Source organism: Paracoccus endophyticus (assembly GCF_003286075.1).
GTDB lineage: Bacteria > Pseudomonadota > Alphaproteobacteria > Rhodobacterales > Rhodobacteraceae > Paracoccus > Paracoccus endophyticus.
Window position 1 is genome coordinate 123885 of sequence record NZ_QLUV01000007.1, and the last position, 25284, is coordinate 149168.

General features: G+C 69.3%; 24 protein-coding genes and 1 tRNA gene. 19 read left to right on the plus strand and 6 right to left on the minus strand.

Annotated features, from left to right (window positions below; genetic code table 11):
* The first annotated feature begins 51 nt into the window (after nucleotides 1-51).
* Genes DPQ23_RS10120 through DPQ23_RS10145 form a run of 6 tightly spaced genes read left to right on the plus strand, consistent with a single transcriptional unit; the run spans nucleotide 52 to nucleotide 6705 of the window.
* The gene (locus DPQ23_RS10120; protein WP_112874571.1) at nucleotides 52-1086 is read left to right on the plus strand and encodes a rod shape-determining protein; all 1035 of its coding nucleotides are present in this window, start codon (nucleotides 52-54) and stop codon (nucleotides 1084-1086) included.
* Between the two features lie 11 nt (nucleotides 1087-1097).
* Complete coding sequence (mreC, locus tag DPQ23_RS10125; protein WP_112874572.1) at nucleotides 1098-2132, plus strand: rod shape-determining protein MreC; 1035 nt, start codon at nucleotides 1098-1100, stop codon at nucleotides 2130-2132.
* On the plus strand, nucleotides 2125-2667 hold the full coding sequence (locus DPQ23_RS10130; protein ID WP_112874573.1) for a rod shape-determining protein MreD: 543 nt from the start codon (nucleotides 2125-2127) through the stop codon (nucleotides 2665-2667). The genes mreC and DPQ23_RS10130 overlap by 8 nt, the downstream gene beginning before the upstream one ends.
* A 7-nt stretch (nucleotides 2668-2674) precedes the next feature.
* Nucleotides 2675-4621 carry a penicillin-binding protein 2 gene (gene mrdA / locus DPQ23_RS10135; RefSeq protein WP_112874574.1) on the plus strand — a complete coding sequence of 649 codons (1947 nt, stop codon included), beginning with the start codon at nucleotides 2675-2677 and terminating at the stop codon, nucleotides 4619-4621.
* A gap of 9 nt (nucleotides 4622-4630) precedes the next feature.
* A complete protein-coding gene (gene rodA, locus DPQ23_RS10140; protein WP_112874575.1) occupies nucleotides 4631-5770 on the plus strand; it encodes a rod shape-determining protein RodA in 1140 nt (379 codons plus the stop codon).
* The gene (locus DPQ23_RS10145; protein ID WP_112874576.1) at nucleotides 5767-6705 is read left to right on the plus strand and encodes a 2-hydroxyacid dehydrogenase; all 939 of its coding nucleotides are present in this window, start codon (nucleotides 5767-5769) and stop codon (nucleotides 6703-6705) included. Before rodA ends, DPQ23_RS10145 begins: the two co-directional genes overlap by 4 nt.
* Before the next feature lie 99 nt (nucleotides 6706-6804).
* Here the strand turns inward: DPQ23_RS10145 and DPQ23_RS10150 are convergent, their stop codons facing one another.
* Nucleotides 6805-7575, minus strand: coding sequence for a hypothetical protein (locus DPQ23_RS10150; protein WP_240602616.1), 771 nt, complete (start codon nucleotides 7573-7575; stop codon nucleotides 6805-6807).
* On the minus strand, nucleotides 7572-8213 hold the full coding sequence (locus tag DPQ23_RS10155) for a uracil-DNA glycosylase family protein (RefSeq protein WP_112874577.1): 642 nt from the start codon (nucleotides 8211-8213) through the stop codon (nucleotides 7572-7574). Before DPQ23_RS10155 ends, DPQ23_RS10150 begins: the two co-directional genes overlap by 4 nt.
* 185 nt (nucleotides 8214-8398) lie before the next feature.
* Here DPQ23_RS10155 and DPQ23_RS10160 point away from each other — a divergent pair, with 185 nt between their 5' ends.
* Genes DPQ23_RS10160 through kdsA form a run of 3 tightly spaced genes read left to right on the plus strand, consistent with a single transcriptional unit; the run spans nucleotide 8399 to nucleotide 11725 of the window.
* Nucleotides 8399-9052, plus strand: coding sequence for an ABC transporter ATP-binding protein (locus tag DPQ23_RS10160; RefSeq protein WP_112874578.1), 654 nt, complete (start codon nucleotides 8399-8401; stop codon nucleotides 9050-9052).
* Nucleotides 9036-10892: a KpsE/RkpR family capsule polysaccharide export protein gene (locus DPQ23_RS10165; RefSeq protein ID WP_112874579.1), complete on the plus strand. Its 1857-nt coding sequence runs from the start codon at nucleotides 9036-9038 to the stop codon at nucleotides 10890-10892. The genes DPQ23_RS10160 and DPQ23_RS10165 overlap by 17 nt, the downstream gene beginning before the upstream one ends.
* Nucleotides 10889-11725, plus strand: a complete 837-nt coding sequence (gene kdsA, locus DPQ23_RS10170) for a 3-deoxy-8-phosphooctulonate synthase (RefSeq protein ID WP_420818578.1) — start codon at nucleotides 10889-10891, stop codon at nucleotides 11723-11725. Before DPQ23_RS10165 ends, kdsA begins: the two co-directional genes overlap by 4 nt.
* 44 nt (nucleotides 11726-11769) lie before the next feature.
* Here kdsA and DPQ23_RS15730 read toward each other — a convergent pair whose 3' ends face one another.
* The 3 genes from DPQ23_RS15730 to DPQ23_RS10180 form a co-directional block, all read right to left on the minus strand.
* Nucleotides 11770-12183, minus strand: coding sequence for a hypothetical protein (locus DPQ23_RS15730; RefSeq protein WP_205961432.1), 414 nt, complete (start codon nucleotides 12181-12183; stop codon nucleotides 11770-11772).
* Nucleotides 12184-12232: 49 nt separating this feature from the next.
* On the minus strand, nucleotides 12233-12592 hold the full coding sequence (locus DPQ23_RS15735; RefSeq protein WP_205961433.1) for a class I SAM-dependent methyltransferase: 360 nt from the start codon (nucleotides 12590-12592) through the stop codon (nucleotides 12233-12235).
* A gap of 96 nt (nucleotides 12593-12688) precedes the next feature.
* Nucleotides 12689-13888, minus strand: a complete 1200-nt coding sequence (locus DPQ23_RS10180) for a BaiN/RdsA family NAD(P)/FAD-dependent oxidoreductase (protein WP_112874602.1) — start codon at nucleotides 13886-13888, stop codon at nucleotides 12689-12691.
* A gap of 95 nt (nucleotides 13889-13983) precedes the next feature.
* On the opposite strand from DPQ23_RS10180, the gene DPQ23_RS10185 reads away from it, so the two are divergent.
* From DPQ23_RS10185 to DPQ23_RS10205, 5 genes are all read left to right on the plus strand, one after another.
* Nucleotides 13984-14058, plus strand: a tRNA-Gln gene (locus DPQ23_RS10185).
* A 201-nt stretch (nucleotides 14059-14259) separates the two neighbouring features.
* The gene (gene rsgA, locus DPQ23_RS10190; RefSeq protein WP_112874580.1) at nucleotides 14260-15306 is read left to right on the plus strand and encodes a ribosome small subunit-dependent GTPase A; all 1047 of its coding nucleotides are present in this window, start codon (nucleotides 14260-14262) and stop codon (nucleotides 15304-15306) included.
* Nucleotides 15307-15460: 154 nt separating this feature from the next.
* Nucleotides 15461-16576 (plus strand): zinc-binding dehydrogenase, encoded by a 1116-nt coding sequence (locus DPQ23_RS10195; protein WP_112874603.1) that lies wholly within the window; start codon nucleotides 15461-15463, stop codon nucleotides 16574-16576.
* 67 nt (nucleotides 16577-16643) lie between these two features.
* Complete coding sequence (locus DPQ23_RS10200; RefSeq protein ID WP_112874604.1) at nucleotides 16644-17078, plus strand: DUF1810 domain-containing protein; 435 nt, start codon at nucleotides 16644-16646, stop codon at nucleotides 17076-17078.
* An 88-nt stretch (nucleotides 17079-17166) separates the two neighbouring features.
* Nucleotides 17167-17613, plus strand: coding sequence for a YaiI/YqxD family protein (locus DPQ23_RS10205; protein ID WP_112874581.1), 447 nt, complete (start codon nucleotides 17167-17169; stop codon nucleotides 17611-17613).
* Nucleotides 17614-17882: 269 nt separating this feature from the next.
* Here the strand turns inward: DPQ23_RS10205 and DPQ23_RS10210 are convergent, their stop codons facing one another.
* Nucleotides 17883-19343, minus strand: a complete 1461-nt coding sequence (locus DPQ23_RS10210; RefSeq protein ID WP_112874582.1) for a cellulase family glycosylhydrolase — start codon at nucleotides 19341-19343, stop codon at nucleotides 17883-17885.
* Between the two features lie 567 nt (nucleotides 19344-19910).
* On the opposite strand from DPQ23_RS10210, the gene DPQ23_RS10215 reads away from it, so the two are divergent.
* The 5 genes from DPQ23_RS10215 (at nucleotide 19911) to DPQ23_RS10235 (ending at nucleotide 25201) form a co-directional block, all read left to right on the plus strand.
* Entirely contained in the window at nucleotides 19911-20273 is a 363-nt protein-coding gene (locus DPQ23_RS10215; RefSeq protein WP_112874583.1) for a hypothetical protein, read from the plus strand.
* Nucleotides 20270-21511, plus strand: coding sequence for an HlyD family efflux transporter periplasmic adaptor subunit (locus DPQ23_RS10220; protein ID WP_112874584.1), 1242 nt, complete (start codon nucleotides 20270-20272; stop codon nucleotides 21509-21511). The genes DPQ23_RS10215 and DPQ23_RS10220 overlap by 4 nt, the downstream gene beginning before the upstream one ends.
* Nucleotides 21508-22680: an FtsX-like permease family protein gene (locus DPQ23_RS10225; protein ID WP_112874585.1), complete on the plus strand. Its 1173-nt coding sequence runs from the start codon at nucleotides 21508-21510 to the stop codon at nucleotides 22678-22680. The genes DPQ23_RS10220 and DPQ23_RS10225 overlap by 4 nt, the downstream gene beginning before the upstream one ends.
* On the plus strand, nucleotides 22680-23378 hold the full coding sequence (locus DPQ23_RS10230; RefSeq protein WP_112874586.1) for an ATP-binding cassette domain-containing protein: 699 nt from the start codon (nucleotides 22680-22682) through the stop codon (nucleotides 23376-23378). Before DPQ23_RS10225 ends, DPQ23_RS10230 begins: the two co-directional genes overlap by 1 nt.
* Nucleotides 23379-23830: 452 nt before the next feature.
* Nucleotides 23831-25201 (plus strand): integrase arm-type DNA-binding domain-containing protein, encoded by a 1371-nt coding sequence (locus DPQ23_RS10235; RefSeq protein ID WP_112874587.1) that lies wholly within the window; start codon nucleotides 23831-23833, stop codon nucleotides 25199-25201.
* Nucleotides 25202-25284 lie beyond the last annotated feature (83 nt).

Genomic DNA, 25284 nt, shown 5'->3' on the forward strand with positions numbered 1-25284 from the left:
GTGCGGCGGGCATCGACCGGAAAAGAAAAACGCGGCTGAGGGATAAGCGTCATGGCATTCGGGGGTCTGTTCTCGACCGATATCGCAATCGACCTGGGGACCGCGAACACGCTGGTCTATGTCAAGGGCAAGGGCATCATCCTGAACGAGCCCTCGGTCGTGGCCTATCACGTCAAGGACGGCAAGAAGCAGGTCCTGGCCGTGGGCGAGGACGCCAAGCTGATGCTGGGTCGCACGCCCGGCAGCATCGAGGCGATCCGGCCCATGCGCGATGGGGTCATCGCCGACTTCGACAGCGCCGAGGAGATGATCAAGCACTTCATCCGCAAGGCGTTCCGGCGCACGACCTTCTCGAAGCCCAAGATCATCGTCTGCGTGCCCCACGGCGCGACGCCGGTGGAAAAGCGCGCCATCCGCCAGTCGGTGCTGTCGGCCGGCGCCCGCAAGGCCGGCCTGATCTCGGAACCGATCGCCGCCGCCATCGGCGCGGGCATGCCCATCACCGAGCCGACCGGCAGCATGGTCGTGGACATCGGCGGCGGCACCACCGAGGTGGCGGTGCTGTCGCTGGGCGACGTGGTCTATGCCCGCTCGGTCCGCATCGGCGGCGACCGCATGGACGACGCGGTCATCAACTATCTGCGCCGTCATCACAATCTGCTGATTGGCGAGCAGACCGCCGAGCGGGTCAAGAACGCGATCGGCACCGCGCGGATGCCCGACGACGGACGCGGCGCCACGATGATGGTGCGCGGCCGCGACCTGCTGAACGGCGTCCCCAAGGAGGTCGAGATCACCCAGGCGATGATCGCCGAGGCGCTGGCCGAGCCCGTCCAGCAGATCTGCGAGGCGGTGATGATCGCGCTTGAGGCGACGCCCCCCGATCTGGCCGCCGACATCGTGGACCGCGGGGTCATGCTGACCGGCGGCGGCGCCATGCTGGGCGAGATGGACCTGGCGCTGCGCGAGCAGACCGGGCTGATGATCTCGATCGCCGACCAGCCGATGAGCTGCGTGGCGCTGGGCACCGGCAAGGCGCTGGAATACGAAAAGCAGCTGCGCCACGTCATCGACTATGACACCTGAGGCCGCCTGCGATGGCGCGCCGCGGCTACGACTATGCCACGCCGGTGCGCCGGATTCTGGTGGCGCTGCTGGTGCTGGCGCTGCTGGTGCTGCTGGTGTTCTGGCGCATCGACAGCCCGCGCGCGGAACGCATGCGGGCGGCCTTCGTGGACCGCTTCGTTCCGTCCTTTGACTGGGTGATGGCCCCGGTCACGCGGATCAGCCGCATGGTGACGGGGTTCCAGTCCTATGCGCGGCTTTATGAGCAGAACCAGGACCTGCGGCGCGAGCTGCAGAAGATGTCGGCCTGGAAAGAGGCCGCCGTCCAGCTTGAACAGGAAAACGCCAAGCTGCTGGCCCAGAACAACGTCCGCATCGATCCCGCGCTGACCAGCGTGTCGGGCGTGGTGATGACCGACAGCGGCACCGCGTTCCGCCAGTCGGTGCTGCTGAACGTGGGTGCGCGCGATGGCATTCTGGACGGATGGGCCACGATGGACGGGCTGGGGCTGGTCGGGCGCATCTCGGGGGTGGGCCAGTCCACCAGCCGCGTCATGCTGCTGACCGACCCGTCGTCGCGGCTGCCGGTGACGATCCAGCCCTCGGGGCAGCACGCGCTGCTGACGGGGGACAACAGCGCCCTGCCGGTTCTCGATTTCCTCGAAAGCCCCGAGGATGTCCGCCCCGGCGACCGGGTGATCAGCTCGGGCGACGGCGGGCTGTTCCCGCCGGGGCTGCTGGTCGGCCAGGCGGTGCTGGCGTCGGACGGGCGGATGCGCGTCCGGCTGGCCGCCGACTATGGCCGGCTGGAGTTCCTGCGCGTCCTGCGCAGCCACGCGGCCGAGGATCTGTCCGACACCGGCGCGCTGATCCCGCCGCCGCGCCCCGGCTTCATCGGTCCGCCGATGCCGCAGCCCGCCGGACCGTCGTCGATCCCGCCCGCGACGACGGCCGAGGGGCCGCCCCAGCCGGATGCCGCCAGCCGCGCCGCGGCCGCCGCCAGCGCCCCCGCCCCCGCCGTGCCGCCCGCCCCGCAGTCCCCGCGCGAGGCCGACAGCAATGATTGACCCGGCCCGCGGGCGCCGGCTGTGGGGGCTGGCCGGCTATGTCGGGATCAGCCTTGCCATCCTGATCCTCGCGCTGCTGCCCCTGGCGCCCGGACGGGTCGGCTGGCCCGGCCCGGACCTGCTGACGGCGCTGACGCTGGCCTGGGTGCTGCGCCGGCCCGAACAGGTGCCGGTCCTGGTGATCGCCGCGCTGGCGCTGACCGCGGACGTGCTGCTGATGCGGCCGATCGGGCTGGGCGCGGTGATCCTGGTCGTCGGGTCCGAGGCCGCACGACTGCGCGAGCATCGTTGGCGAGAGCAGAGGTTTCTGGTTGAATGGCTGGGCGTGGGCACCTTGATGGGGTTGATGATGCTGGCCGACCGGGTCCTGCGGACGATCCTCGCGGTGCCGCAGACGCTGGCGCCGATGCCGCCGCTGGGCCAGGACCTGCTGCGACTGATCGCCACGGTCGCGGCCTATCCGCTGGTGGTCTGGCTGGCCCGCACCCTGGTCGGGCTGCGCCGCGCCGCGCCCGGCGAAACCGAACCGGTCTGACGCTGCCATGAAGAAATCCGCCCGCGAGATCGTCGAAAGCAGCCGCAGCATCACCCGCCGGGGCCTGATGCTGGGCGGCATTCAAGCCGCCGTGGTCGCCACGCTGGGCTGGCGGCTGAAGACCATGCAGCTGGACCGCGCCCACGAGTTCCGCCTTCTCAGCGACGGCAACTCGATCAAGCTGCGGCTGCTGCCGCCGGCGCGCGGGCTGATCCATGACCGCAACGGCATCGTCATCGCGGGCAACGAGGCGAACTATCGCGCCACCATCACGCGCGAGGAGGCGGGCGACCCCGCCGTCGTCATCGCGCGGCTGCGTCACCTGATCCCCATGACCGACACCGCCGTCGCGGCGCTGCTGGCCGACATCGGCCGGCGCAGCGCCATCACGCCCGTCGTCGTGGCGGACCGGCTGACCTGGGACCAGTTCGCCTCGATCGCGATCAACGCCCCTGCCCTGCCCGGCGTCACGCCGGGATCCGGCCTGTCGCGCAGCTATCCGCGCGGCGGCGACTTTGCCCATGTGCTGGGCTATGTCGGCCCGGTCAGCGATTACGACCTGTCCAAGATCGAGAATCCCGACCCGGTGCTGATGCTGCCTGAGTTCCAACTGGGCAAGCTGGGCGTCGAGGCCAAGCTGGAGCCGCAGTTGCGCGGCAAGGCCGGCACCCGCAAGGTCGAGGTGAACAGCGCCGGGCGCGAGATGCGCGAGTTGGAACGGATCGAGGGCGAGCAGGGCGCGACGGTGCAGATGACGCTGGACGCGCCCCTGCAGAACTTCGCCATCCAGCGCCTGGGCGAGGAAAGTGCTGCCGCCGTCGTGCTGGACGTGCAGACCGGCGACATCCTGGCCAGCGCCTCGGCCCCGACTTTTGACCCCAACCTGTTCGTCCGCGGCATCTCGGGTGCCGATTACCGGGCGCTGATGGAACATGACCACCGCCCCCTGGCCGACAAGACCGTCCAGGGGGTCTATCCGCCGGGGTCCACCTTCAAGATGGTCACGCTGCTGGCGGGGCTGGACGCGGGCGTCATCGACGGGGGATCGCATTTCTACTGCCCCGGCTATACCACCGTCGCGGGCCGGCGCTTTCACTGCTGGAGCAGGGGCGGCCACGGCTCGGTCGGGCCGGTGCAAAGCCTGGAACGGTCATGCGACGTCTTCTATTACGAGCTGGCGCAGAAGCTGGGGATCGACCGCATCGCAGCCATGGCCCGCAGGCTGGGGATCGGGGTGCGCCATGATCTGCCGATGTCGGCCATTGCGGAAGGCATCGCCCCCGACCGCGCGTGGAAGAAGGCGCGCTATGACCAGGACTGGCAGGTCGGGGATTCCATCAACTCGTCCATCGGGCAGGGCTATGTCCTGGCCTCGCCGCTGCAACTGGCAGTGATGACGGCGCGAGTCGCCACCGGGCGCGAGGTCCGCCCCAGGCTGGTGCGCGCCATCGACGGCGCGGCCGTGCCGGCCGATGCCTTTGCCGACCTGGGCCTGGCGGGCGCGCATCTGGACATCGCGCGCGCCGGCATGGACGCGGTGATGAACGGGGACCGGGGAACGGCCGGGAAATCGCGGATCGTGGCGCCGGAATGGCGGATGGCGGGCAAGACCGGCACCAGCCAGGTCCGCAACATCACGGCGGCCGAACGGGCGCGGGGCGTGATCTCGAACGACCAGTTGCCGTGGGAACGGCGCGACCATGCGCTGTTCGTCTGCTATGCCCCCGTCGAGGCGCCGCGCTATGCCGTGTCGGTCGTGGTCGAGCATGGCGGCGGCGGCTCGGCCGTCGCAGCCCCCGTGGCGCGCGACATCCTGCTGTTTGCGCTGGCGGGCGGTCTTCCGCCGCTGGACGCCTATCCGCCCGGACAGCGCGACGGCATCGCCGAGATGCAGGCGCGGATGCGGCTGGCCCCCGTCCCGGTCGCGCAGGCCGCCGGCCGGGCCAGGGCATAGGGGGTTGGGGTGAGCTATCTCGATTACGGGTCCGACCAGACGCCCACCGGCTGGCGCAAGATCCTGCATATGAACTGGCCGCTTGTGTTCCTGCTGGCCGCGGTCGCCTCGGCGGGGTTTCTGATGCTGTATTCGGTGTCGGGCGGCCGCGCCGAGATGTGGGCCGAGCCGCAGCTTGAACGCTTTGGCGTCGGCATGGTGGCGATGGTAGCGCTGGCGTTCGTGCCGATCTGGTTCTGGCGGTCCATCTCGGTCGTGGCCTATCTGGTCTGCCTGGGCCTGCTGGTGCTGGTGGACGTGGTCGGCCACAACGCCATGGGCGCGCAGCGCTGGCTGGACCTGGGGCCCGTCAAGCTGCAACCGTCCGAGCTGATGAAGATCGCGTTGGTCCTGCTGCTGGCGGCTTATTACGACTGGCTCGACCTGGGCCGGGTGTCGCGGCCGCTGTGGGTGCTGATCCCGGTGCTGCTGATCCTGACCCCGACCGCGCTGGTGCTGGTCCAGCCGGACCTGGGCACCTCGCTGATGCTGGTCGCGGGGGGCGGGCTGATGATGTTCGTGGCGGGCGTCAGCCTGTGGTATTTCGGCGCGGTGATCGCGCTGGTGGGCGGGCTGGTGTTTGCGGTCATGAAAAGCCGTGGCACCGATTGGCAGTTGCTGCACGACTATCAGTTCCGCCGTATCGACACGTTCCTCGACCCGTCCAGCGACCCGCTGGGCGCGGGCTACAACATCACGCAGGCGCAGATCGCGCTGGGGTCGGGCGGCTGGTCGGGTCGCGGCTTCATGCAGGGCACGCAGTCGCGGCTGAACTTCCTGCCGGAAAAGCACACCGACTTCATCTTCACGACGCTGGCGGAAGAGTTCGGGTTCATCGGCACGGTCTCGCTTCTCAGCCTGTACGCGCTGATCCTGGCGTTCTGCCTCTACTCGGCGCTGACCAACCGCGACCGGTTCGCCAGCCTTCTGACGCTGGGGATCGCGGCCACGTTCTTTCTGTATTTCGCCGTCAACATGAGCATGGTGATGGGGCTTCTGCCCGTCGTGGGCGTGCCGCTGCCGATGGTCAGCTATGGGGGAACGCAACTGATGATCCTGCTGATGGCCTTTGGCATCGTCCAGTCGGCCCATGTGAACCGCCCGCGGTGAAGGTCTTCTTTGCCGCCCGCGATGCGCTGTGGGACGCCTGGGCCCCGTCTCTGCGCGCCGCCTGCCCCGAGATGACGCTGGCCCGCTCGGGCGATCTGGCGGCCGGCGACCCCGCGACGTTCGACGCGGTGATCTATGCCCCCGGCTGGCCCGAGGACGGGGGCGCGGCGGACTTTGCGCCCTTTGTCAACGCCCGCGTGGTGCAAAGCCTGTGGGCCGGGGTGGAACGCATCGTCGGCAACTCCACCCTGACCCAGCCGCTGTGCCGGATGGTCGATCCGGGCCTTGCACGGGGAATGGTGGACTATTGCACGGGCTGGGTGCTGCGGGCGCATCTGGGGATGGACGCCTATGCCCAGGACGGGGTGTGGCGCAACGATCTGGTGCCGCCCCTTGCCGCCGAGCGATCCGTCGCGGTCCTGGGGATGGGCGAGCTGGGACGCGCCGTGGGCCAGGCGCTGGGGGCATCGGGGTTCCGCGTCAGTGGCTGGTCCGCGTCGGGCCGGCCGGTGCCGGGAATTGCGGTTCAGGGGGGCGCTGCCGCCCTGGACGACGTGCTGGCAGGGGCCGAGATCCTGGTGACGCTGCTGCCCGACACGGCCGACACCCGCGACCTGATGGACGCGCAACGGCTGGCCATGCTGCCGCGGGGGGCGTGGCTGATCAACCCCGGGCGCGGCACGCTGATCGACGACAGGGCGCTGATCGGGGCGCTTGAGTCAGGGCATCTGGGCCACGCCGTGCTGGACGTGTTCCGCACCGAACCGTTGCCCCCCGCGCATCCGTTCTGGTCGCACCCCGGCGTCACCGTCACGCCCCACATCGCGGCCGAGACGCGGCCCGCGACAGCGGCGGCCGTGGTGGCCGACAACCTGCGCCGCGCCATGGCGGGGCAGCCGCTGCGCTATCTCGTGGACCGCGCACGGGGGTACTGAGCCTGACCGGGGCGGTGCCGCCTGCGGGGGATCGGACGCGTTCGCAGCCGCAGGCGGGGGGCTGCGCGCAGGCGCCGTGCATGGGTCAGGCGCCGGTCCCTACCACTTCAGCCGGGGCGGCGCGTCGGGGTCGCGGCGGACGGGGGCGGGCGCCGGCGCGGGCGGCGCGGGTTCGATCCGCAGCGCGCCGGGCGGCAGGGCCAGCGGCTCGAACGTGACATCCACCCCGCCGGCGATCTCGGGCAGAAAAGCCAGCAGCTCGGCCAGGGCCTTGGCCAGCGCCGGGCGGTCGTCGGCCCCCGCGCCCGCGACCACCAGCAGATGGCCCTGGCGCCCGTCGGGCCAGTCGGCGCCGACTAGGGCGGCCCCGGCGATCCGCCCGGCCATGTCGGACAGGCGCTGCGCCAGCGGCTCGGCCAGCGCCGCCACGGCGTCGGGCCGGGGCTGGGTCAGGCGGCGGGGGGCGGCCTCGGCGGCGTCCGGCACGATGGCCAGCGCCTGGCCCAGCCATGCCAGCGCGGCGGCATCCAGCAGCATCTCGGACCGCCGTCCCGGATTGACCAGCAGGCCGCGTCCCTCGGCCGCAAGCGCCGCGGCCAGAACGCGGCCGGGCAGCGAGACATGGGCGACCGGCCCGCCCAGGAACCCCGCCAGCGCCGCCGCGTCGTCGGCGGCCAGGGCGACGGTCACGTTGGGCAGGTCGTACATCCGCAGCTCGGCCATGTCGGCGGCGGCGTCCGCGGCCAGCGCCGCGTGCAGTTCGGTGTCTGCCAGTTGCCGCAGGATCGCGGCGCGCAGCGGGGCGTCGGCATCGTGGAACGGCACGGCGCACAGCCGGTCCAGCGCGGTCAGGTCGGTCGGATCGGTCACAGCACCCTCGCCAAGGTTGCGCGCAGTTCCGGCACCACCTCGGCCTCGAACCACGGGTTGCGTTTCAGCCAGCCGGTATTGCGCCACGACGGATGAGGCAAGGGGAACACGACGGGCGCATGGTCGCGCCAGCCCGCCACCGCGGCCGTGACGTCGCGCAGACCCAGATGCCAGCGGATCGCGTGGCCCCCGATCAGCAGCGTCACGCGCGGGCGGATGCCGTCCAGCACCCGCGCCCGCCAGGTCGCGGCGCAGACCGGCGGCGGCGGCAGGTCCGACCCTTTCGCGTCATAGCCCGGAAAGCAGAATCCCATCGGCACGATCGCCACGCGCGAGCGGTCCCAGAACGTCGCCTCGTCCACGCCCATCCAATCGCGCAGCCGCCGCCCCGAGGCATCGTCGAACGGCCGGCCCGAGTTGTGGACCCGCAGCCCCGGCGCCTGGCTGGCGACCAGCACCCGCGCGCCGGGCGCGAACCACACCACCGGCCGGGGCGTGTGCGCGGTGGCCGTTCCGGCGAAGCGATCCGCGCACAGCCGGCATCGTGCCAGATCGGCCGCGACGGCGGCCGTCCGCGCCGACGCCTCCGCCTGCGTGCCGGCGCCGTGCTGGTTCCCTGCCCTGTCATTCGTCATCATGGACCAAAGCTAGGACGCCTGCGGCCGGATTAAACCCCGCATTCTCAGGATCGGCGGCGCGCCGATTTACACCGGGACGGCACCCGCATAAGGTCCGGGCCAGCGCGGCTGGACAACCGGCACGTGCAGCCCGACCGGGCCGGTCGCCCCCGTGCCGGTGCAATGTTCAGGAACGCCCTTCTGCGATGCTGGAATTCGACAACGTCTCCAAGTCGTTCTGGACCGGAACGCAGCGCAAGGTCATTCTGGACCGCGCCTCGTTCCGCGTCGATCTGGGCCAGTCCCTGGGGATTCTTGCGCCGAACGGCACCGGCAAGACCACGCTGATCAACATGATGTGCGGGCTGGAAAAGCCCGACGAGGGGCATATCCGCGCGAACTGCCGCGTCTCGTTCCCACTGGGATTCATGGGCGGCATCATCGCCAAGCTGTCGGCGAACGAGAATGCGCGCTATGTGGCGCGGATCTATGGCCTCGATCCCGACTATGTCGAGGCGTTCTGCCGGTGGCTGTGCGACATCGGCGAGTATTTCGACCGTCCCGTCGGGACCTACAGCGCCGGCATGCGGACAAGGCTGAGCTTTGCGCTGATGCTGGCGCTGGAATTCGACATCTACCTGATCGACGAAGGCATGCCCAGCACCACGGATGTCGAGTTCAACCGCAAGGCCGGCAGTGTGCTGTTCGACCGGCTGAAGACCGCGACCGTGGTGGTGGTGTCCCACCAGGCCGGAACGCTTGAGAAATTCTGCCGCAAGGCGGCCGTGCTGCGTGACGGACGGCTTTACATGTTCGACAGTCTGGACGAGGCCAAGCAATATTATGACTACACCGCCTAAGGTCCGCCGCTTTCACCTGACCCGCGGGGAATCGCCCGTCGTCGCCGCGCGCGGCCCCTTGGCGGCGGCCGCAGGCCGGGCCGCGCCGACGCCGCCGGTGCGGGTCGAGGTCGTCCGACGCAACGACGCGCCCGCGGCCCGGCCGTCGCCCGACCGCAGCGCCCAGGATGAAAACCCGTTCGCGGCCAAGCCCTTTGCGACCGACGATGACGGCTTCGGCGCCATGCATTTCCCCGGCAGCGCCAAGGCGCAGGATGCCCGCGCCGGGGAACCGGCGACGCCGGGCGACGATGCGGCAGCCGATGACGCCCCCGCGCCGCCGCCTGCCGATGCGCCGACCGAGGTCGAGGCGCTGGCCGCCGTGCGCGCCGAGAACCTGACCTCGCGCCAGTTGCGGATGGCCGCCCGGATCGCCGCGATGCACGGCATCGAGGTCGCATCCGAGTACGAGGCCGTGCTGCGGCTGCGCGAACGCGGCATCGACCCCTTTCACCGCGCCGCTGTCGGGCAGATCCTGTCCAGCGCGGGCAGCGCCGCGCAGGCCGCGCCCTCGCCCCAGGCGCCCGCGACGCTGCCCCGCGACATGCTGCCCGACCGCACCCGCCGGCGCGAGATCGTGCCCATGGCGCCCCCCGGCCCTGTCGGCGCGCCGGGTCAGGCGCTGCCCTCGCGCGAGGCGCTGACCGAGGACCGGCGCGCGGCCGAGATCTGGCGCATCCAGCGCGACATCGCCCGCCGCCGCCGCCGCCGGCTGGCGATGCTGATGGTTCGCCTGGCGCTGTTCGTGGGCCTGCCGACGCTGGTCGCGGGCTGGTATTACTTCACGCAGGCCACGCCGCTTTACGCCACGAACGCGCAGTTCCAGATCCAGCAGGCCCAGGCCTCGGGCGGCGGCGAACTCGGCAGCCTGTTTTCCGGCACGCAACTGGCGACCAACCCGGACAGCGTGTCGGTGCAAAGCTATCTGAACTCGCGCGATGCGATGATGCGCCTGGACGGCGAGCTGGGGTTCAAGCGCGCCTTCCAGGACCCGTCGCTGGACCCCATCCTGCGCCTGCCCGCCGACGCCAGCAACGAAGACGCGTATCGGCTGTACCAGAAATCGGTGAAGATCGGCTATGATCCGACCGAGGGGGTGATCGACCTCGAGGTGGTGGCCCCCGATCCCGAGCTCAGCGAGCAGTTCTCGCTGGCGCTGATCCGCTATGCCGAGGGGCAGGTGGACCAGATGACCGCGCGCCTGCGCGACGACCAGATGGAGGGCGCGGTCCAAAGCTATGCGGACGCCGAGGCCAAGGTGCAGCAGGCGCAGGCCCGCGTGCAGCAGTTGCAGGAGCAGATGGGCGTGCTGGACCCGCTGGCCGAGGGCACCGTGGTCATGAACCAGATCGCCGTGCTTGAGGGGCAGCTGAGCGCGAAGCGGCTGGAGCTGGGCCAGCTGGAATCCAACCCGCGGCCGAACCAAAGCCGCGTTCTGGGCGTTCGGGGCGACATCGCACGGCTGGAACAGATGATTGCGGACACGCGCGCCCAACTGACCGAGGATACCGGAAAGCGCACCTCGCTGGCCGCCATCTCGGGTGAGATCCGCATCGCCGAAAGCGATCTGGCCACCCGGCAGGAGCTGCTGGCCGCCGCGGCCGCGCAGATGGAGACGGCCCGGATCGAGGCCAACAAGCAGGTCCGCTATCTGTCGCTGTCGGTCGCCCCGGTGCCCCCGGACGAGCCGACCTATCCCAAGGCCTTCCAGAACACGCTGGTCGCCTTCCTGATTTTCTCGGGGATTTACCTGATGCTGTCGCTGACCGCCTCGATCCTGCGCGAACAGGTGTCGTCATGATCCGCCATGTCGCCGTCCGCGGCGTGACGTTCGGCAACGACCTGCCTCTGGTCGTCATCGCCGGTCCCTGCCAGCTCGAGACGCTGGACCACGCGCTGGCGATCGCCGAGGTGCTGGCCGCCGCCTGCAGGCGTGCGGGCGCGGGCTTTGTGTTCAAGGCCAGCTACGACAAGGCCAACCGGACCTCGCTGGCGGGCCGGCGCGGGGTCGGCATCGACGAGGGGCTGGCGATGCTGGGGGCCGTGCGCGAGCGTGTCGGATGCCCGGTGCTGACCGACGTGCATGACGCGGGGCAGGCCCTGCGCGCGGCCGAGGTGGCCGACATCATCCAGATCCCCGCCTTCCTGTCCCGCCAGACCGACCTGCTGCTGGCCGCGGGGCAGACCGGCGCGGTGGTCAACATCAAGAAGGGGCAGTTCCTGGCCCCCTGGGACATGGCCAACGTGGCCGACAAGGTCGCCTCGACCGGCAATGACCGCATCCTGCTGACCGAACGCGGGGCCAGCTTCGGCTACAACACGCTGGTGGCCGACATGCGGTCGCTGCCGATCATGGCGCGGACCGGCTGGCCGGTGGTGATGGACGCGACCCATTCCGTCCAGCAGCCCGGCGGGCTTGGCGGCTCGTCCGGCGGCCAGCGCGAGTTTGCCCCGGTCATGGCGCGGGCGGCCGTGGCCGTCGGCGTCGCGGGGGTGTTCATCGAGACGCACCAGGACCCCGACCGCGCGCCCTCGGACGGGCCGAACATGGTGCCGCTGGACCGGATGCCCGCGCTGATCGACAGCCTGATGGCGTTCGACCGGCTGGCCAAGGCCGATCCGGTCATGGGCTGACGACGCAATGCGCGACAGGATCCCGCGCGCCTTGCGCGCCCCTCTCAGGGCGCGTCCGTCACCGTCACCGTGACCATCAGGTATCGCGCCCGGATGTGCGTCGTGCCGTCCTGCGCTAGGTTCTCTTGCTCCAGCAGCGCATCCATCCGGGCGCGCAGCGCGTCGGCGCGTGGCCCCGGGCCCAGCGCCTCGAACACCCGCATGATCGGGCCGAAGCTGCTGACGAAGATGTCGGTCAGGCTGGACGGCGGCCTGTCCAGGTGAAAGTCGAAGACCGCCGGCCGCGTGGCGATTGCCCCGGCCGGGATTCCGGCCTGCCCGAAGCGTTCGACCACCGCCTGCCCGGTTCCCCACAGGGACGGGCTGACAAGGCCCGGCGGCGGCGGCGGCCCGTATTCGGCGGCCAGCCTGAGGATCTGCGCAGGCATGGTGGGGTCGTCCGGGATCCAGTTGCCCATCACGATGCGCCCGCCCGGCCGGGCGACGCGCACCATTTCGCGCGCGACATCAAAGGGGGCGCGGCGCGAACATGGCCCCGAACATGCTGAGCACAAGGTCGAAGCTGTCGTCGGGCAGGTCCGACAGGTCCATCGCGTCGCCCTCGACGATGCGGATGTTGGTCAGCCCCTCGGACCGGACACGCGCCTGCGCGGCCGCGACCAGGTTGCGGGCCAGATCGACGCCCAGCACCTCGGCGCCCAGCCGCGCCATCGGCAGCGCCGTCGCGCCGTCGCCGCAGGCGAGGTCGAGCACCCGCATACCCGGTGTGACACCCAGTTCCCTGACCACCGCATCGCTGCCGGCCCGCATGGTCGCCGCCAGCCGCGTGAAATCGCCCTTTTCCCACAGGTCCCGGTTGGGGTTCATGATCCGCCTCCACCTTCGCGGCGAAACGCGACAGCCGGTCCGCGAAGCCGGCCGGTTGCGGGTCGGTGCGGCGGCGCAGCCGACGGCGGCATCCTGTCAGGAAACGGCCGTGCGCGCGTGCAGAATCGCCCGGGCGGCCGCGTGGCCCGACGCCCAGGCCCACTGGAAATTGTACCCGCCCAGCCAGCCCGTGACATCCACCGCCTCGCCCACGATGTGCAGGCCGGGCACCCGTCGGGATTCCAGCGTCCGGGCATCCAGGTCGCGGCAGTCCACGCCGCCGACCGTGACCTCGGCCGTTCGCCACCCCTCCGATCCGACGGGGCGCAGCCGCCAGTCGTTCACCCGCCGCCCCAGCGCGTCCAGCCGCGCATCCGGCTGGTCGGCCAGCCGGGCGGCAGGCAGGCCCGCCTCGTCGGCGATGACGGCGGCCAGCCGGTCGGGCACCAGCCGCGCCAGGGCGCCGGCCACGCGGCCACGCCCGCCGTCGCGCTTGGCCGCCCGCAGGATCGCGGACGCATCCGCATCGGGCGCAAGGTCTATGGCGATCTCGTCCCCCGGCGCCCAGAAGCTTGAGACCTGCAGGATCGCGGGACCCGACAGGCCGCGATGGGTGAACAGCAGCCCGTCGCGGAACGCGGCGCGCCCGGCCCGCGCCACGGCCTCGACCGAGACGCCCGCCAGCGGCCGGGTCAGGTGCAGCGCCTGTTCGGCAAAGGTCAGCGGCACCAGCCCCGGCCGCGGCGTGACGATCCGGTGGCCCAGCCGCGCCGCGATGTCATGGGCGACGCCGGTCGCGCCCATCTTGGGGATCGATCGTCCGCCCGTGGCCAGCACCACCCGCGGCGTTGCGACCGGCCCTGCGTCGGTGTCCACGACCAGCCCGCCCTGGTCCGGGCGGATGTCGTGCACGGCCGTCCCCAGGCGCAGCAAAGCCGGGGCCATGCGATCCACCAGCATCCGCACGATCTGGGTGGCTTTGCCGTCGCAGAACAGCTGGCCTTGGGTCTTTTCGTGCCAGGCAATCCCCGCACGATCGACCAGCGCGACGAAGTCCTGCGGCTTGTAGCCCGCCAGGACCGAGGCGCAGAACCGCGGCACCTGCGACAGGAACCGGTCATGGCTGGTGGCAAGGTTGGTGAAGTTGCACCGCCCCCCGCCCGAGATGCGGATCTTTTCGCCCGGGGCGGCGGCATGATCGATCACGACCACCCGCAACCCCTGCCCCGCCAGGCTGCCCGCACAGAACAGCCCGGCCGCGCCGGCCCCCAGTATGACGACATCTGCCCGGTCCATGGCCGCGCGATACAAGCAGGAACGGCATTCCACAAGTTTTTGCGCTGGCCCCTCTTGCACCCCCCCGCCCCCATGGATAAACACCCCCGCACGGTTGGGGCGTGGCCAAGTGGTAAGGCATCGGTTTTTGGTACCGTGTACCGTAGGTTCGAATCCTACCGCCCCAGCCAGTCATTTCCGCTGATTTCGCCTCTCCTGCGGGGCGCGGGATTCTTCCCGTAAAGTCCGCCCCTTGCGCGCGGCTTTTCCGTGAAGAGATGCCCCCACCGGCTGCATCCCGCCCCGGCGTCTCAGGGCGTCTTCGATGGTCGCCGCGCCCTGCCAGCCGGCACGGGGCGAAATAGGGCTTGCGACAGGCGCGCGCCGCGCTCATGCAGGCTGGCGTGACCCAGGGCTCAGATCAGACCGCATCGTCGTTGGCCGCGCTTGGCTGGTCGGCCTTTTTCGCCGATCAGGTCCAGCCGGACGAAACGGACCTTTCCCCGGTGCGGATCGCGTCGGTCCATCGGTCCAGACTGAGCGCGGAGTCCGTGTTCGGTCCCCTGCGGCTGACCCTTGCGACCCACAGCGCCACCACCGACCTTGCCGTCGGCGACTGGGTGCTGGTGGACCCGGCCACCCACGTCCTTGTCCGCCGCCTTGACCGCAAGGCCCTGCTGCAACGACGGACCGAGGGGGGGCGGGCGCCGCAACTGATCGCGGCGAACGTGGACACGCTGTTCATCGTCACGTCGTGCAACGACGATTTCAATGCGGCACGGCTGGAACGCTATCTGGCCCTTGCCAACGAGGCCGGGACGAACCCGGTGATCGTCCTGACGAAGATCGACCGGGTCGATGATGCCGCACCGTATCACGATCAGGCCCGCGCCTTGCAGCGCGGACTGGCCGTCGTCCTGCTGAACGCAAAGGCGCCCGAGGCCGCCGCGGCCCTGGCCCCGTGGTGCGGTCCCGGGCAGACCGTGGCGCTGGTCGGATCCTCGGGGGTCGGAAAGTCCACGCTGCTGAACACGCTTGCGGCCAAGACGCCCGATCAGGCCCAGCCGACCGGCAGCATCCGCGAGGCGGACGCCAAGGGGCGGCACACGACCACCTCGCGTTCGCTTCATGCGATCGACGGCGGGGGCTGGGTGATCGACACGCCCGGCATGCGGACGCTGCACGTCAGCGACATCTCGGCCGGGCTGGACATGCTGTTTGCCGAGATCGTCGAACTGGCGCCGCTGTGCCGGTTCAGGGATTGCACCCACGCCCACGAGCCGGGCTGCGCGGTGCAGGCGGCGGTCGCCGCCGGAACGCTGGACCCGACGCGACTGGCCCGGTGGCGCAAGCTGCTGGAGGAAAACCGCGCCAACACCCCGGTCCAGACCGGACCGCGCGGCAACAAGATCCAGAAGCCGGGCGGCAAGCGGCGCTGAACCGCCTTGGCCCGGACGGCACGGCCCGGCCCCGACAGCATCGCGCAGGCGCCGGTCGGGGGACGGGTTGCCCGCCGAAACGCGCACGCGCGGCTGGACAAGGCGCCCGGACCCCTGTCCCATGCGGACCAGGATTGCACGGTGCGAGGACAGCATGTCACGAAGCGGCCTTGAGTTGAGATCGACCATCACCCCGGACGGGACGCTGCGGATCACGCTGGAACGCGTCTCGGTCCCCGACCCCGGGCCCGGCGAGCTGCTGGTCCGGGTCGAGGCGGCGCCCATCAACCCCTCGGACCTGGGGCTGCTGCTGGGACCCGCCGACATGGCCACCCTGCGGGCCGAAGGGAGCGAGGACGCGCCGGTGCTGACCGCCCGTGTCCCACCCGCGGGCGTTGCGGCCGTGCGTGCGCGTCTGGGGCAGTCAATGCCGGTCGGGAACGAGGGCGCGGGCACCGTCATCGCGGCTGGCCCCGACCTGCAGCATCTGGTCGGACGGCGCGTCGCCATGATCGGCGGCGCGATGTACGCCGAACTGCGTCTGGTCCGCCCCGACGCCTGCATCGTCCTGCCGGACGGCGCCAGCGCGGCCCAGGGGGCGGCGCTGTTCGTCAATCCGCTGACCGCGCTGGGTTTCGTCGAGACGATGCGCGCCGAGGGGCACAAGGCGATCGTTCACGCGCCGGCAGCCTCGAACTTGGGGCAGATGCTGGCGCGGATCTGCAAGGCCGACGGAGTCGGCCTGGTCAACATCGTCCGCAGTCCGCAGCAGGCCGAACTGCTGCACGGGATCGGGGCCACCCATGTCGTGGACAGCAGCGCCCCGGATTTCCCGCAGCACCTGGAAGACGCCATCGCCGCCACGGGCGCCACGCTGGCGTTCGATGCCATCGGCGGCGGCGAGATGACCAGCCTCATCCTGAACGCGATGGAGGCTGTGGCCGCCCGCAGCATGGACAGCTATGACCGCTACGGCTCGGCCACGATGAAGCAGGTGTACATCTACGGCGCGCTCGACACCGGGCCCACGATCCTCAGGCGCGGCTTCGGCTTTCGCTGGAGCATCGGTGGCTGGCTTCTGTTCCACGTCCTGGGTCGCACCGACCCGGCGATCGTCAAGCGGATGCACGAGCGCGTCGCGGCCGAGATGACGACGACCTTTGCCAGCCACTATACGGCCACGATCAGCCTTGCCGATGCCCTGAAGCCCGAGATCGCGAGGGCCTATCAGAAGAAGGCGACGGGGTCCAAGTACCTGATCGTTCCCTGAGGACGCGCCGGACCGGGTCGTCCGCAGGCCATGACCCGGCGTCCGCGCCACTTGAAAGGAGATGGCGATGCCGCATTGCCAGGCACCTGCACACTCGCTGGACCGCTTTGTCGCGGCGCAGCACGACACCTATGACGCCGCTCTGTCGGAACTGCGGCAGGGCTGCAAGCAGAGCCACTGGATGTGGTTCATCTTTCCGCAGCTGCGCGGGCTGGGTCGGTCCGAAATGTCCTACCATTACGGGATCGCGGATCTGGACGAGGCGCGCCGCTATCTGGCCCACCCCACCCTGGGGCCGCGGCTGGTGGCGTGCTGCGAGGCGGTGCTGGGCCATCGCGACCGGACGGCCGAGGCGATCTTCGGTCCCGTCGATGCCGGCAAGCTGCGCTCCTCGGCCACGCTGTTCGCGGCCGTCGAGGGCGCGCCTGCGGTCTTTGCGACGCTGCTGACCCGGTTTTTCGGCGGGGTCGGCTGCGGCCTGACACTGGACCGGCTTGGATGACGATGCCCCTGCGGCCTTGCGGCGCGATGACCGAGCGGGCATCCAGCCCCGAACCGGCGGCCTTGCCGCCAGAAAGGGGCGACCCCGGATGGTGATCTATGTGGATGCCGACGCCTGCCCGGTAAAGTCCGAGGTCGAGCGCGTGGCCACACGGCACCGGGTCGGCGTGGTGATCGTGTCGAACGGCGGAATCAGGCCATCCGCGAACCCGCTGATCCAGAGCGTGATCGTGGCCGAAGGGCCTGACGAGGCCGACAAGTGGATCGCCGCCCGCGCCGGGCCCGGCGACGTCGTCATCACCGGGGACATCCCGCTGGCCGCGAAATGCGTCGAGCGCGGGGCGCAGGTCCTGCGCCACAACGGCGAGGCGCTGAGCGCGGAGAACATCGGCAATGTCCTGGCGACACGGGACCTGATGGCCGACCTGCGCGCCGCCGACCCGTTCTGGCAGGGCCGGGGACGCGGCTTCACCAAGGCGGACCGGGCACGCTTTCTGGACGCCCTGGATCGCAGCCTGCGCCGCGTCGGCCGCTAGGCCCGACCACACCGATCCCTGGCGGCCCGCGTGGGAGGGGTCGTGGGCCCTTCTTGGTCCACGCGTGCGATTTCATGTCGGTCGTTGCGTGGCACCGATCAGCCCGGGTCCGCGTCCCCGCAGCTTCGCGGCCGGAGGCCCGACCGGTCAGCCGCGGCAATGGGCGCACAACACCAGGCTGCAACCGCCCTGGACACGCAAGCCCGGGCCTGTCGAACCCGCGGGCACGCACGGCCCGGGCGAGATCGCCGGGGCCGTGCGCCACGCGATCAGAGCACGAAGTCCGCAGCGTCCAGCCGATGCACGCCATCCAGGACGATGTTGACCTCGAAGTCGGCGTCCCGGTCGACACTGCCCTGGATATAGGTCTTGTTCTGGCCTTCGTCGATGTAGACCCCCAGGTCGCGCGACGTCCCCAGCCAGTTCGAGCCGATGAAGGTGAAAGGCTGGTTCCCGCTGCGGCCGACATGCGCGTCGATGCCCCGCAGGTTTATCGTGTCGCCCTCTTGCCAGTCGCGGATGATGTCCCAAGGACCGGTTTCGCTGAAGACGAAGACGTCCTTGCCGGCGCCCCCGACGAAGATGTCCTGGCCGCCGTTTCCGCGCAGCACGTTGTCGGCCCTGTTGCCCAGCAGCACATCGTCGCCGGCGGTGCCCTGAACGACCCGCACGGGGCGGGCCTCGCCGGGCGGCGTCGGGGTTGCGGGGGGGATCGGCGGGGCCGGGGGAACGGGGGGCTGGGGAACGGGATCGGGCGTTGCCGGGGGGACCGAAGGGCCCACGGCGGGATCGTTGTCCTGGTTGGCCAACTCGCGGAATGCGTAATAGGCCGCGCGGCGGTTGCCGTTGGGATCGAGCATGCCGAAGCCCGGCTCCAGCGTGTTGTCCTGATAGGAATACCACAGGAGCGGCCCGGCCCACGGCGTGTCCTCGGCCAGATCGACGGCCTCGCGCAGCATGGCCGCCGCAACGGCCGGGCTGACGGTCACGCCGCCGCCGGTCGTCTTGGCGCCGTATTCCGTGATCCAGACCTGCTTGTCGCCATCGCCGTTGGCCACCATGGCCCTGCGGATGCCGTCCTCCATCATCTGCCAGCCGTTCCACGCCGCCCCGTTGCTGGGCATCAGCGGAAAGCTGTAGGGGTGGTATCCGACAGCGTCGAAGTAGCCCTTGGCCCCGGCGTCATACATGCGGTCGAGGTATTCGACCGCGCCCCACATGCCGTTGCCCGTGGTCGGGACCGAGGCGAGGCCGCCGGTGATGATCGTGGCGTTGCTGTCGGCGGCATGGATGGCGCCATGCGCGAGCTTGAGGATTTTCGTGTAATCCTCGGGCGAGACCCCGTTCAGGTTGGGTTCGTTGTAGATTTCCCAGTAATCGACCATGTTTCCATAGCGCGCCGCCGCCGCCGAGGCGAAGCGTCCGTAGGCCGCCTGGTCCGCCGCCGAGGACAGAGAGTCGTCCATCCAGTCCGGCGTGTTGTTCAGGATCGCCACGATCTCGAGGCCCTTGGCGTCGATCGCCTTGAAGACCTTGTCGACCAGGGTCCAGTTGTAGCCCCCGTTGGGGGAGGGCTGCACAAGCGACCAGTGGATGTCGAGACGGACCCAGTCCACCCCCATCGTCACATAATCCTGCAGTTCGGCCTGCATGTCCGCGTCGGATTTTCCCAGCAGCTCCCCGAAGGGCGTCGCGATCCCGAGCTGGCCGGGTCTTACCTTGGTTGCCATGGTGGCAGCTTTCCCTTGATCGATCGTGCCGGCGGACGGGCAGGCATTCTGCAACCCGGGCCGGCCAGTTGGCTGACGTGACGCTGATCCTGATCCGGCTCCTGGCCGATTCGGGACAACTGCAGGTTGTATACGGGAGAATCTTACTCAACTGTTAAGGTTGTTATGTGACATTTCGTCATCTCTGGGTTGTGGCCTGAGATCCGCAAGCACGGGCCAGCCACCGGGGGCACGGGCGCAGGGCGCGCGTGGGTTTGGCAACCGCGCCCGGCGCGGCTGTCCCGCTCCGCGTCTCGCAGCAGCCCGGCGTCCCGATTCTGCATCGTGCCCAGCTCCGGCAGCCCGGCGGGCTCGCCCCCCTGGCTGCGACGACGAGCGGCATTGAAGGCCCGGCCGCCATGCGCCACGCTTGTTCGGCACTGTCAGCCAGGCGGATGCGGAGGGTGACGCGATGAGAACCGAAGGCGATCCACGGGCCCGGCTTTGGGCCGTTCCCGGGCTTGCGGCGCACCATCGTCGATCCACGGACCCTCGGCGCAGGGGTCCGGCGCAGCCCCGGCATGCGTCATGAACGCCCATCGGATCGCTGCCGTTGTCGCGGTCGTCTTCGGGCTGCTGACAATCCTCAGCGGCGGCCGCGCCCTGTTTGGTGCGGCGGACATGGGTGCCGTGGTCGGATTCGTTCTGCTGTTCAATTTCGCCGCCGGCTTTGCCTATGTCCTGGCGGGAGTCGGGCTGTGGCAAGGGCGTCGCTGGGCGCCCGGCCTCTCGCTTGCCATCCTTGTGGCCACGCTGATCGTCTTTGCAGCCTTTGGCTGGCATGTGCTGAGCGGCCGCCCCTATGAGACGCGGACGGTCGGCGCGATGACCCTGCGGTCGCTCGTCTGGGCGGCAATCGCCGCGCTGGCCCTGCGAAGGAGCAGCCGGTGACGCAATCGTCTGCCCCACCGCCCGCGGCGACCGATGCGCCGGCGTCGCGTCTGCCCAAGCGCCGTCGAGGCCGCTGGTTGCTGGCGCTGCCGCTGATCCCTCTGCTGATGCTGAGTGGCGGGGTGGTCGGCATGTATTTCCAGCCGCCCGGACTGCGCCTGATCTTCGAACGGACAGGGCTGGTGCCGGGGGCGGGGTCGAGCGCCCCGATCGCCCTGCCGCCCGAGATCGACCTGCCGCCCGCCGTGGTCGAGACGATCGTGCCCAGCGACGTGGTCGGTCTTGCCCGACTGATGCCCCGGGGCGACGTCATCACGGTCGGACTGCCCTATGGGGCCGGCGACGCGCGGATCGCCACCCTTCCGGTGTCCGAAGGCGACCGCGTCGCCGCAGGGCAGCTCGTCGCCACGCTGGACAACCTGCCGTTCCTAGAAAGCGCCCTGCTGACCGCCCGGGCCGAGGTTGCCGTGCGCGAGGCGGCCCTGGACCAGACCCGCGCCGCCATTGCCGCCTCGCGCGAGGAGGCTCAGGCGGCGCTGAACCAGGCCAGGGCCGCCGCAGCCGAGGCCCAGGCCGAATATGACCGCACGCTGGCCCTGTCGCGCCGCGGGGTCGCGACGCCGGCCGCGCTCGAGGTGGCCGAGGCCAGTCGCAGCCAGACCGCGCTGGCCGTCGCCAAGGCCGAGGCGACGCTGAGCCGCTTTGTCGCCGGGGACGCCGATGCCCAGCCCGACGTGATCGTGGCGCGCCGTCAGGTCGATGCGGCACGGGCGGCGCTGGTCCGTGCCGAAGCGGACCTGGCGCGCGCCAGGGTTCATGCGCCGATTGCGGGCACGATCCTGACGCTTGATGCAAGGCCCGGCGAGCGCCCGCCCGCGGGCGGCATCCTGACGATGGGCGACACCGACACCATGATGGCCGAGGTCGAGGTCTACCAGGACCGCATCAGCCGGGTCGCGATCGGCCAGCCGGTGGAACTGATGGCGGTGCCCATCGGGACATCGCTGACAGGCCATGTCTCGGGGATCGGGCTGGTCGTGGGCAGGCAGGGATTGCTGCCCGACGACATCGCCGCCAACACCGACGCCCGCGTGGTCGAGGTCGAGGTCAAGCTCGACCCGGAGAGCAGCCGCATCGCCGCCCGGTATACGAACCTCGAGGTGGTGGCCCGGATCCGCACAGGACCGGCGCATGGGGCGCCGGCGGCGCCGTCGCCGCAGGCAGCGGTCGGACAATGACCCGCATCCTGACCCGGCTTCTGGGGCGCCTGCCGATCGGCTGGCTGCAACTGACCCACAGCCGGGGCCGGCTGATCGCCGCGCTGGCGGGGGTCGCGTTCGCCAATGTCCTGGTGTTCGTCCAGCTTGCCATCCTGGGGTCGATGTCGATCGCGACGGGGCGGCCCTACGACTTCTTCGAATCCGGGCTGATGATCTCGGCCGCCGACGCGGACTCGATGACCGACGGCAGCAACGTTGCCCGCCAGTGGCTGTTTCAGGCCCTGGCGCACCCGCAGGTGACGGCCGGGGCGCCGCTGTTCGTGGGCAACGTCACGCTTCAGCATGCCGGAACCACCATGTCGCTGACGACATTCGGGGTCGATCCCACGCAGCCCGCATTTCTGTCCCCCGCGCTGCGGCCGGGTGCCGAACTGCTGACCCTGCCGGAATCGGGGATCATCGACCGTCTGACCCGCGGACTTGACCCTCAGGATGCTGCGGCGATCGGCCCGTCCTGGCCCGCGACGCTGGAGGTTCGGGGTCGCACTCTGACGGTCTATGGCAGCTTCGAGGGGGGCGGAGGGTTCGGCGTGGACGGATTCCTGGTCGTGTCGGACCAGACCTTCCTGAAGATCGTGCAGAACCGCCAGACGGGGGCCCCCGACCACATCCTTCTTGCACTGGCGCCCGGCGCGGATGCCGATCAGGTCGCGCAGGACCTTCGCGGGATGATCTCGGACCGCACGCTGCGCATCCGGTCCTATGCGCAGGCCCGGGCCGAGGACATCGCCTATCAGCAGACCCGCCGCCCGACCGGGATCATCTTCGGCTTCGGCGTGATCATCGGCGTGCTGGTGGGACTGGTCATCGTCTATCAGGTGCTCTCGACCGACGTGGCCGACCACATTCACGAATATGCGACCTTCAAGGCCATCGGCTATCGGCAGCGGTTTCTGCTGGGGATCGTCCTGGAAGAGGCGCTGATCCTGGCCATCCTTGGCGCGGGTCCGGGCTATCTCATCGCCCGGGCGCTGATCGCCGGCATGCGCAAGGCCACGAACCTGCCGCTGGAGCTCGGCACCTCCACCGCAGTGGCCGTCGTTGTCGGCACCGCGATGGCCTGCGCGCTGTCGGGCGCCCTGGCAACCCGACGGCTTGCCCTGGCCGATCCGGCCGATCTGTTCTGATGGGTGCGGACGAGCCCGCCATCGCGGTCGCCGGGCTGAACCACTGGTTCGGGCGCGGCGAGGCCAGCAAGCAGGCCCTCTTCGATGTCAATCTGGTCGTCGCCCGGGGCAGCCTGACCGTGCTGATGGGCCCCTCGGGGTCGGGAAAGACCACGCTTCTGACCCTGATGGGTTGCCTGCGGGACGTGCAGCAGGGGTCGGTCCGGCTGCTCGGGCACGAACTCGCCGCCGCGCCCGAGCGCCAGCTGGTGGCGATGCGGCGAAGGCTGGGGTTCATCTTCCAGGCCCACAATCTGCACGAGAGCCTGACGGCGCGGCAGAACGTCCTGATGGGCCTGCACGTCAAGCCCCGCCGCCTGCGCGCGGCAGGCGACGGAGCGGCCGCGCATGTCCTGGGCCTGCTCGGCCTGGCAGACCGGATGGACTATCTGCCGGCCAATCTGTCGGGCGGGCAGAAGCAGCGTGTCGCGATCGCCCGCGCCCTGGTCGGCGATCCCGAGGTGGTGTTCGCCGATGAGCCGACCGCAGCACTCGACCGCGACAGCGGCCTCAACGTGGTCGAACTGCTCAAGCACTTGGGCCGGACGCGCGGCATGACGACGGTCATGGTCACCCACGACAGTCGGATCATCGGGCTGGCCGACCGGGTCGTCACGCTGGAGGACGGACGGATCGACGCAGCTGCAGTGCACGGCTGATCTTTCGCACGACGCAGCGCCCGTCAGGCCAGGAATACCACGGATCGCGTCCCGGACTCCCCAGCGAGGATGCCGCTGGTGACGCCGGCGTATCGGCACCGGCGGGCGTGCGATGGTGATTTCTCAACACCCGTCCCGTACTGCCGTTCCAACACCCTGAGGTGAGATCGGTGACAAGTCCGAAACGCTGCCTGAACGCCGTCCAGGCTTGCCGGCTAGGCTATTGAAGGTTTTTAGGATTTGGCTCCGGCGGTAGGGGTGATGCTAAGCATCTGGATTTATTTGAAAAAATCTACACTGGTGTTTCTGTCATCCAACTGCTTGTTAACCCGTGCTTTTCGCCCCGGTGCTGGGAATACATCATGTTCATCAACGTCTTGACTGTCTTTGATTCGCTTATATGATTGTAGGGTAGATTGTAGGGTAGAAACCCGCTATCGGATCGTAGGGACATGGCAAGAATCGCAAAGAGGATCACCCGCAGGCAGGTGGAGCAAGCCGTCAGAGGCAAGTTGCTGATACGGCATCGGGTGACAGGTGAACCGACAAGAGGTCGCATGTCCGATGGTGACAACCTCTACCTTGCCCTTTGGCCGAACGGTCATGCGTCATGGGTCTTTAACAAGATGGTTGCAGGCAAGCGGGTTGAGGTCGTGCTAGGCGAGGTCCGCAAGTTGGGTGCTGATGCGGGTTCGGATGATCCTGCCAAGATCGCAGCCGCATCGCTGGCGAAGGCCCGAGAACTTGCCGCAGAGAAGCAAGCCCAGATCAACGATGGTGTGAGACTATCGCAGTTGAAGAAGGCCAAGCAGTCCAAGGTCGTTGCCGCAACCTACACCTTTGACGACATGGCAGCGGTCTATGAGAAGCAGAAGGGACCATTCAGCCCCAAGCGGCAGAACGAAACCAAGCGGCTGGTTGCGGCACTCAAAGCAGCCGCACCCGAGGTTGAGGACGTGCGGGACTTCACGAAAGCCCATGCAAGGCTTTGGCAGGACACTCGCAAGGATCAAGTATCCGCAGAGAGTGTTGAGCGTGAGAACAACGTTATCAAGTCCATGTTCTCTATCTACTTCACGGAAAGCGACATTGAACAACCAAACCCGTTCGTTGGCTTGAAGATGCCAGAGAGGAACGCGACAGGTTCAGCCATGTCTAAGCGAGTGCCGTTGACGATTGAAGAAATCAGGGCGATCCGCAAAGAAATCTATGATGGTTCCCGCGCAAAAGAGGTTGGCGAGATTTGGGACGTGCTGACCCTGACAGGTGCCAGAGGCGCAGAGGTTCAAGGGTTGCGGGTTCAAGACGTTCACCTTGACGCGGATATACCGCACATCAGCATCACGCCTACTGATGATCGAGGGGTAAAAACCGCAGGATCAGTGCGGCTGGTTCCTCTCTATGGCGCTGGGCTGGAAGCCGCAAGGAACGCACTCAAGCGCAACGAGTCCACGGGATACCTATTCGGCAAGGAAGGACAGGCACCTTACGGCAACGTGTCCATGAAGCTGATGAATCACTTGCGGAAGCATGTCACGGATGAGCGGAAGGTTGTTCATTCGTTGAGGCATAGCATCGTTGACCTGTTCAGAGAACATGATGTTCCTGCTGTAGTTGCTGCACCCTTCACAGGTCATGTCTCAAACGATGTTGCCGATAGGGTCTATGGATCACCCGAGAAGCAGCTTGTCCGCACTCACAACGCTGTCAAAAGCATGGTCGTGTCGCGAATGTGGTGGAAATTGCCTGGCGGCTCGCTTCGGGCATGTGAAGCTGGCTCCGATCAGGCGGCGAGGTCAAGTGGCATCGGCTGGAGGGGCTGAGTGAGGGTTTCCCAGCCGTCGACCTTGCGCATCTGGATCTGCCCTGAGGCCAGGAGCGCCCAGAGCAACATCGGCACGGTTTC

Coding starts and splice junctions, on each gene's coding strand:
- DPQ23_RS10120 (WP_112874571.1), top strand. CDS start 52: ATGGCATTCGGGGGTCTGTTCTCGACCGATATCGCAATCGACCTGGGG.
- mreC (WP_112874572.1), top strand. CDS start 1,098: ATGGCGCGCCGCGGCTACGACTATGCCACGCCGGTGCGCCGGATTCTG.
- DPQ23_RS10130 (WP_112874573.1), top strand. CDS start 2,125: ATGATTGACCCGGCCCGCGGGCGCCGGCTGTGGGGGCTGGCCGGCTAT.
- mrdA (WP_112874574.1), top strand. CDS start 2,675: ATGAAGAAATCCGCCCGCGAGATCGTCGAAAGCAGCCGCAGCATCACC.
- DPQ23_RS10155 (WP_112874577.1), bottom strand. CDS start 8,213: ATGATGACGAATGACAGGGCAGGGAACCAGCACGGCGCCGGCACGCAG.
- DPQ23_RS10160 (WP_112874578.1), top strand. CDS start 8,399: ATGCTGGAATTCGACAACGTCTCCAAGTCGTTCTGGACCGGAACGCAG.
- DPQ23_RS10165 (WP_112874579.1), top strand. CDS start 9,036: ATGACTACACCGCCTAAGGTCCGCCGCTTTCACCTGACCCGCGGGGAA.
- kdsA (WP_420818578.1), top strand. CDS start 10,889: ATGATCCGCCATGTCGCCGTCCGCGGCGTGACGTTCGGCAACGACCTG.
- DPQ23_RS15730 (WP_205961432.1), bottom strand. CDS start 12,183: ATGGGCAACTGGATCCCGGACGACCCCACCATGCCTGCGCAGATCCTC.
- DPQ23_RS15735 (WP_205961433.1), bottom strand. CDS start 12,592: ATGAACCCCAACCGGGACCTGTGGGAAAAGGGCGATTTCACGCGGCTG.
- DPQ23_RS10180 (WP_112874602.1), bottom strand. CDS start 13,888: ATGGACCGGGCAGATGTCGTCATACTGGGGGCCGGCGCGGCCGGGCTG.
- rsgA (WP_112874580.1), top strand. CDS start 14,260: ATGCAGGCTGGCGTGACCCAGGGCTCAGATCAGACCGCATCGTCGTTG.
- DPQ23_RS10195 (WP_112874603.1), top strand. CDS start 15,461: ATGTCACGAAGCGGCCTTGAGTTGAGATCGACCATCACCCCGGACGGG.
- DPQ23_RS10200 (WP_112874604.1), top strand. CDS start 16,644: ATGCCGCATTGCCAGGCACCTGCACACTCGCTGGACCGCTTTGTCGCG.
- DPQ23_RS10205 (WP_112874581.1), top strand. CDS start 17,167: ATGGTGATCTATGTGGATGCCGACGCCTGCCCGGTAAAGTCCGAGGTC.
- DPQ23_RS10210 (WP_112874582.1), bottom strand. CDS start 19,343: ATGGCAACCAAGGTAAGACCCGGCCAGCTCGGGATCGCGACGCCCTTC.
- DPQ23_RS10215 (WP_112874583.1), top strand. CDS start 19,911: ATGAACGCCCATCGGATCGCTGCCGTTGTCGCGGTCGTCTTCGGGCTG.
- DPQ23_RS10225 (WP_112874585.1), top strand. CDS start 21,508: ATGACCCGCATCCTGACCCGGCTTCTGGGGCGCCTGCCGATCGGCTGG.
- DPQ23_RS10230 (WP_112874586.1), top strand. CDS start 22,680: ATGGGTGCGGACGAGCCCGCCATCGCGGTCGCCGGGCTGAACCACTGG.
- DPQ23_RS10235 (WP_112874587.1), top strand. CDS start 23,831: ATGGCAAGAATCGCAAAGAGGATCACCCGCAGGCAGGTGGAGCAAGCC.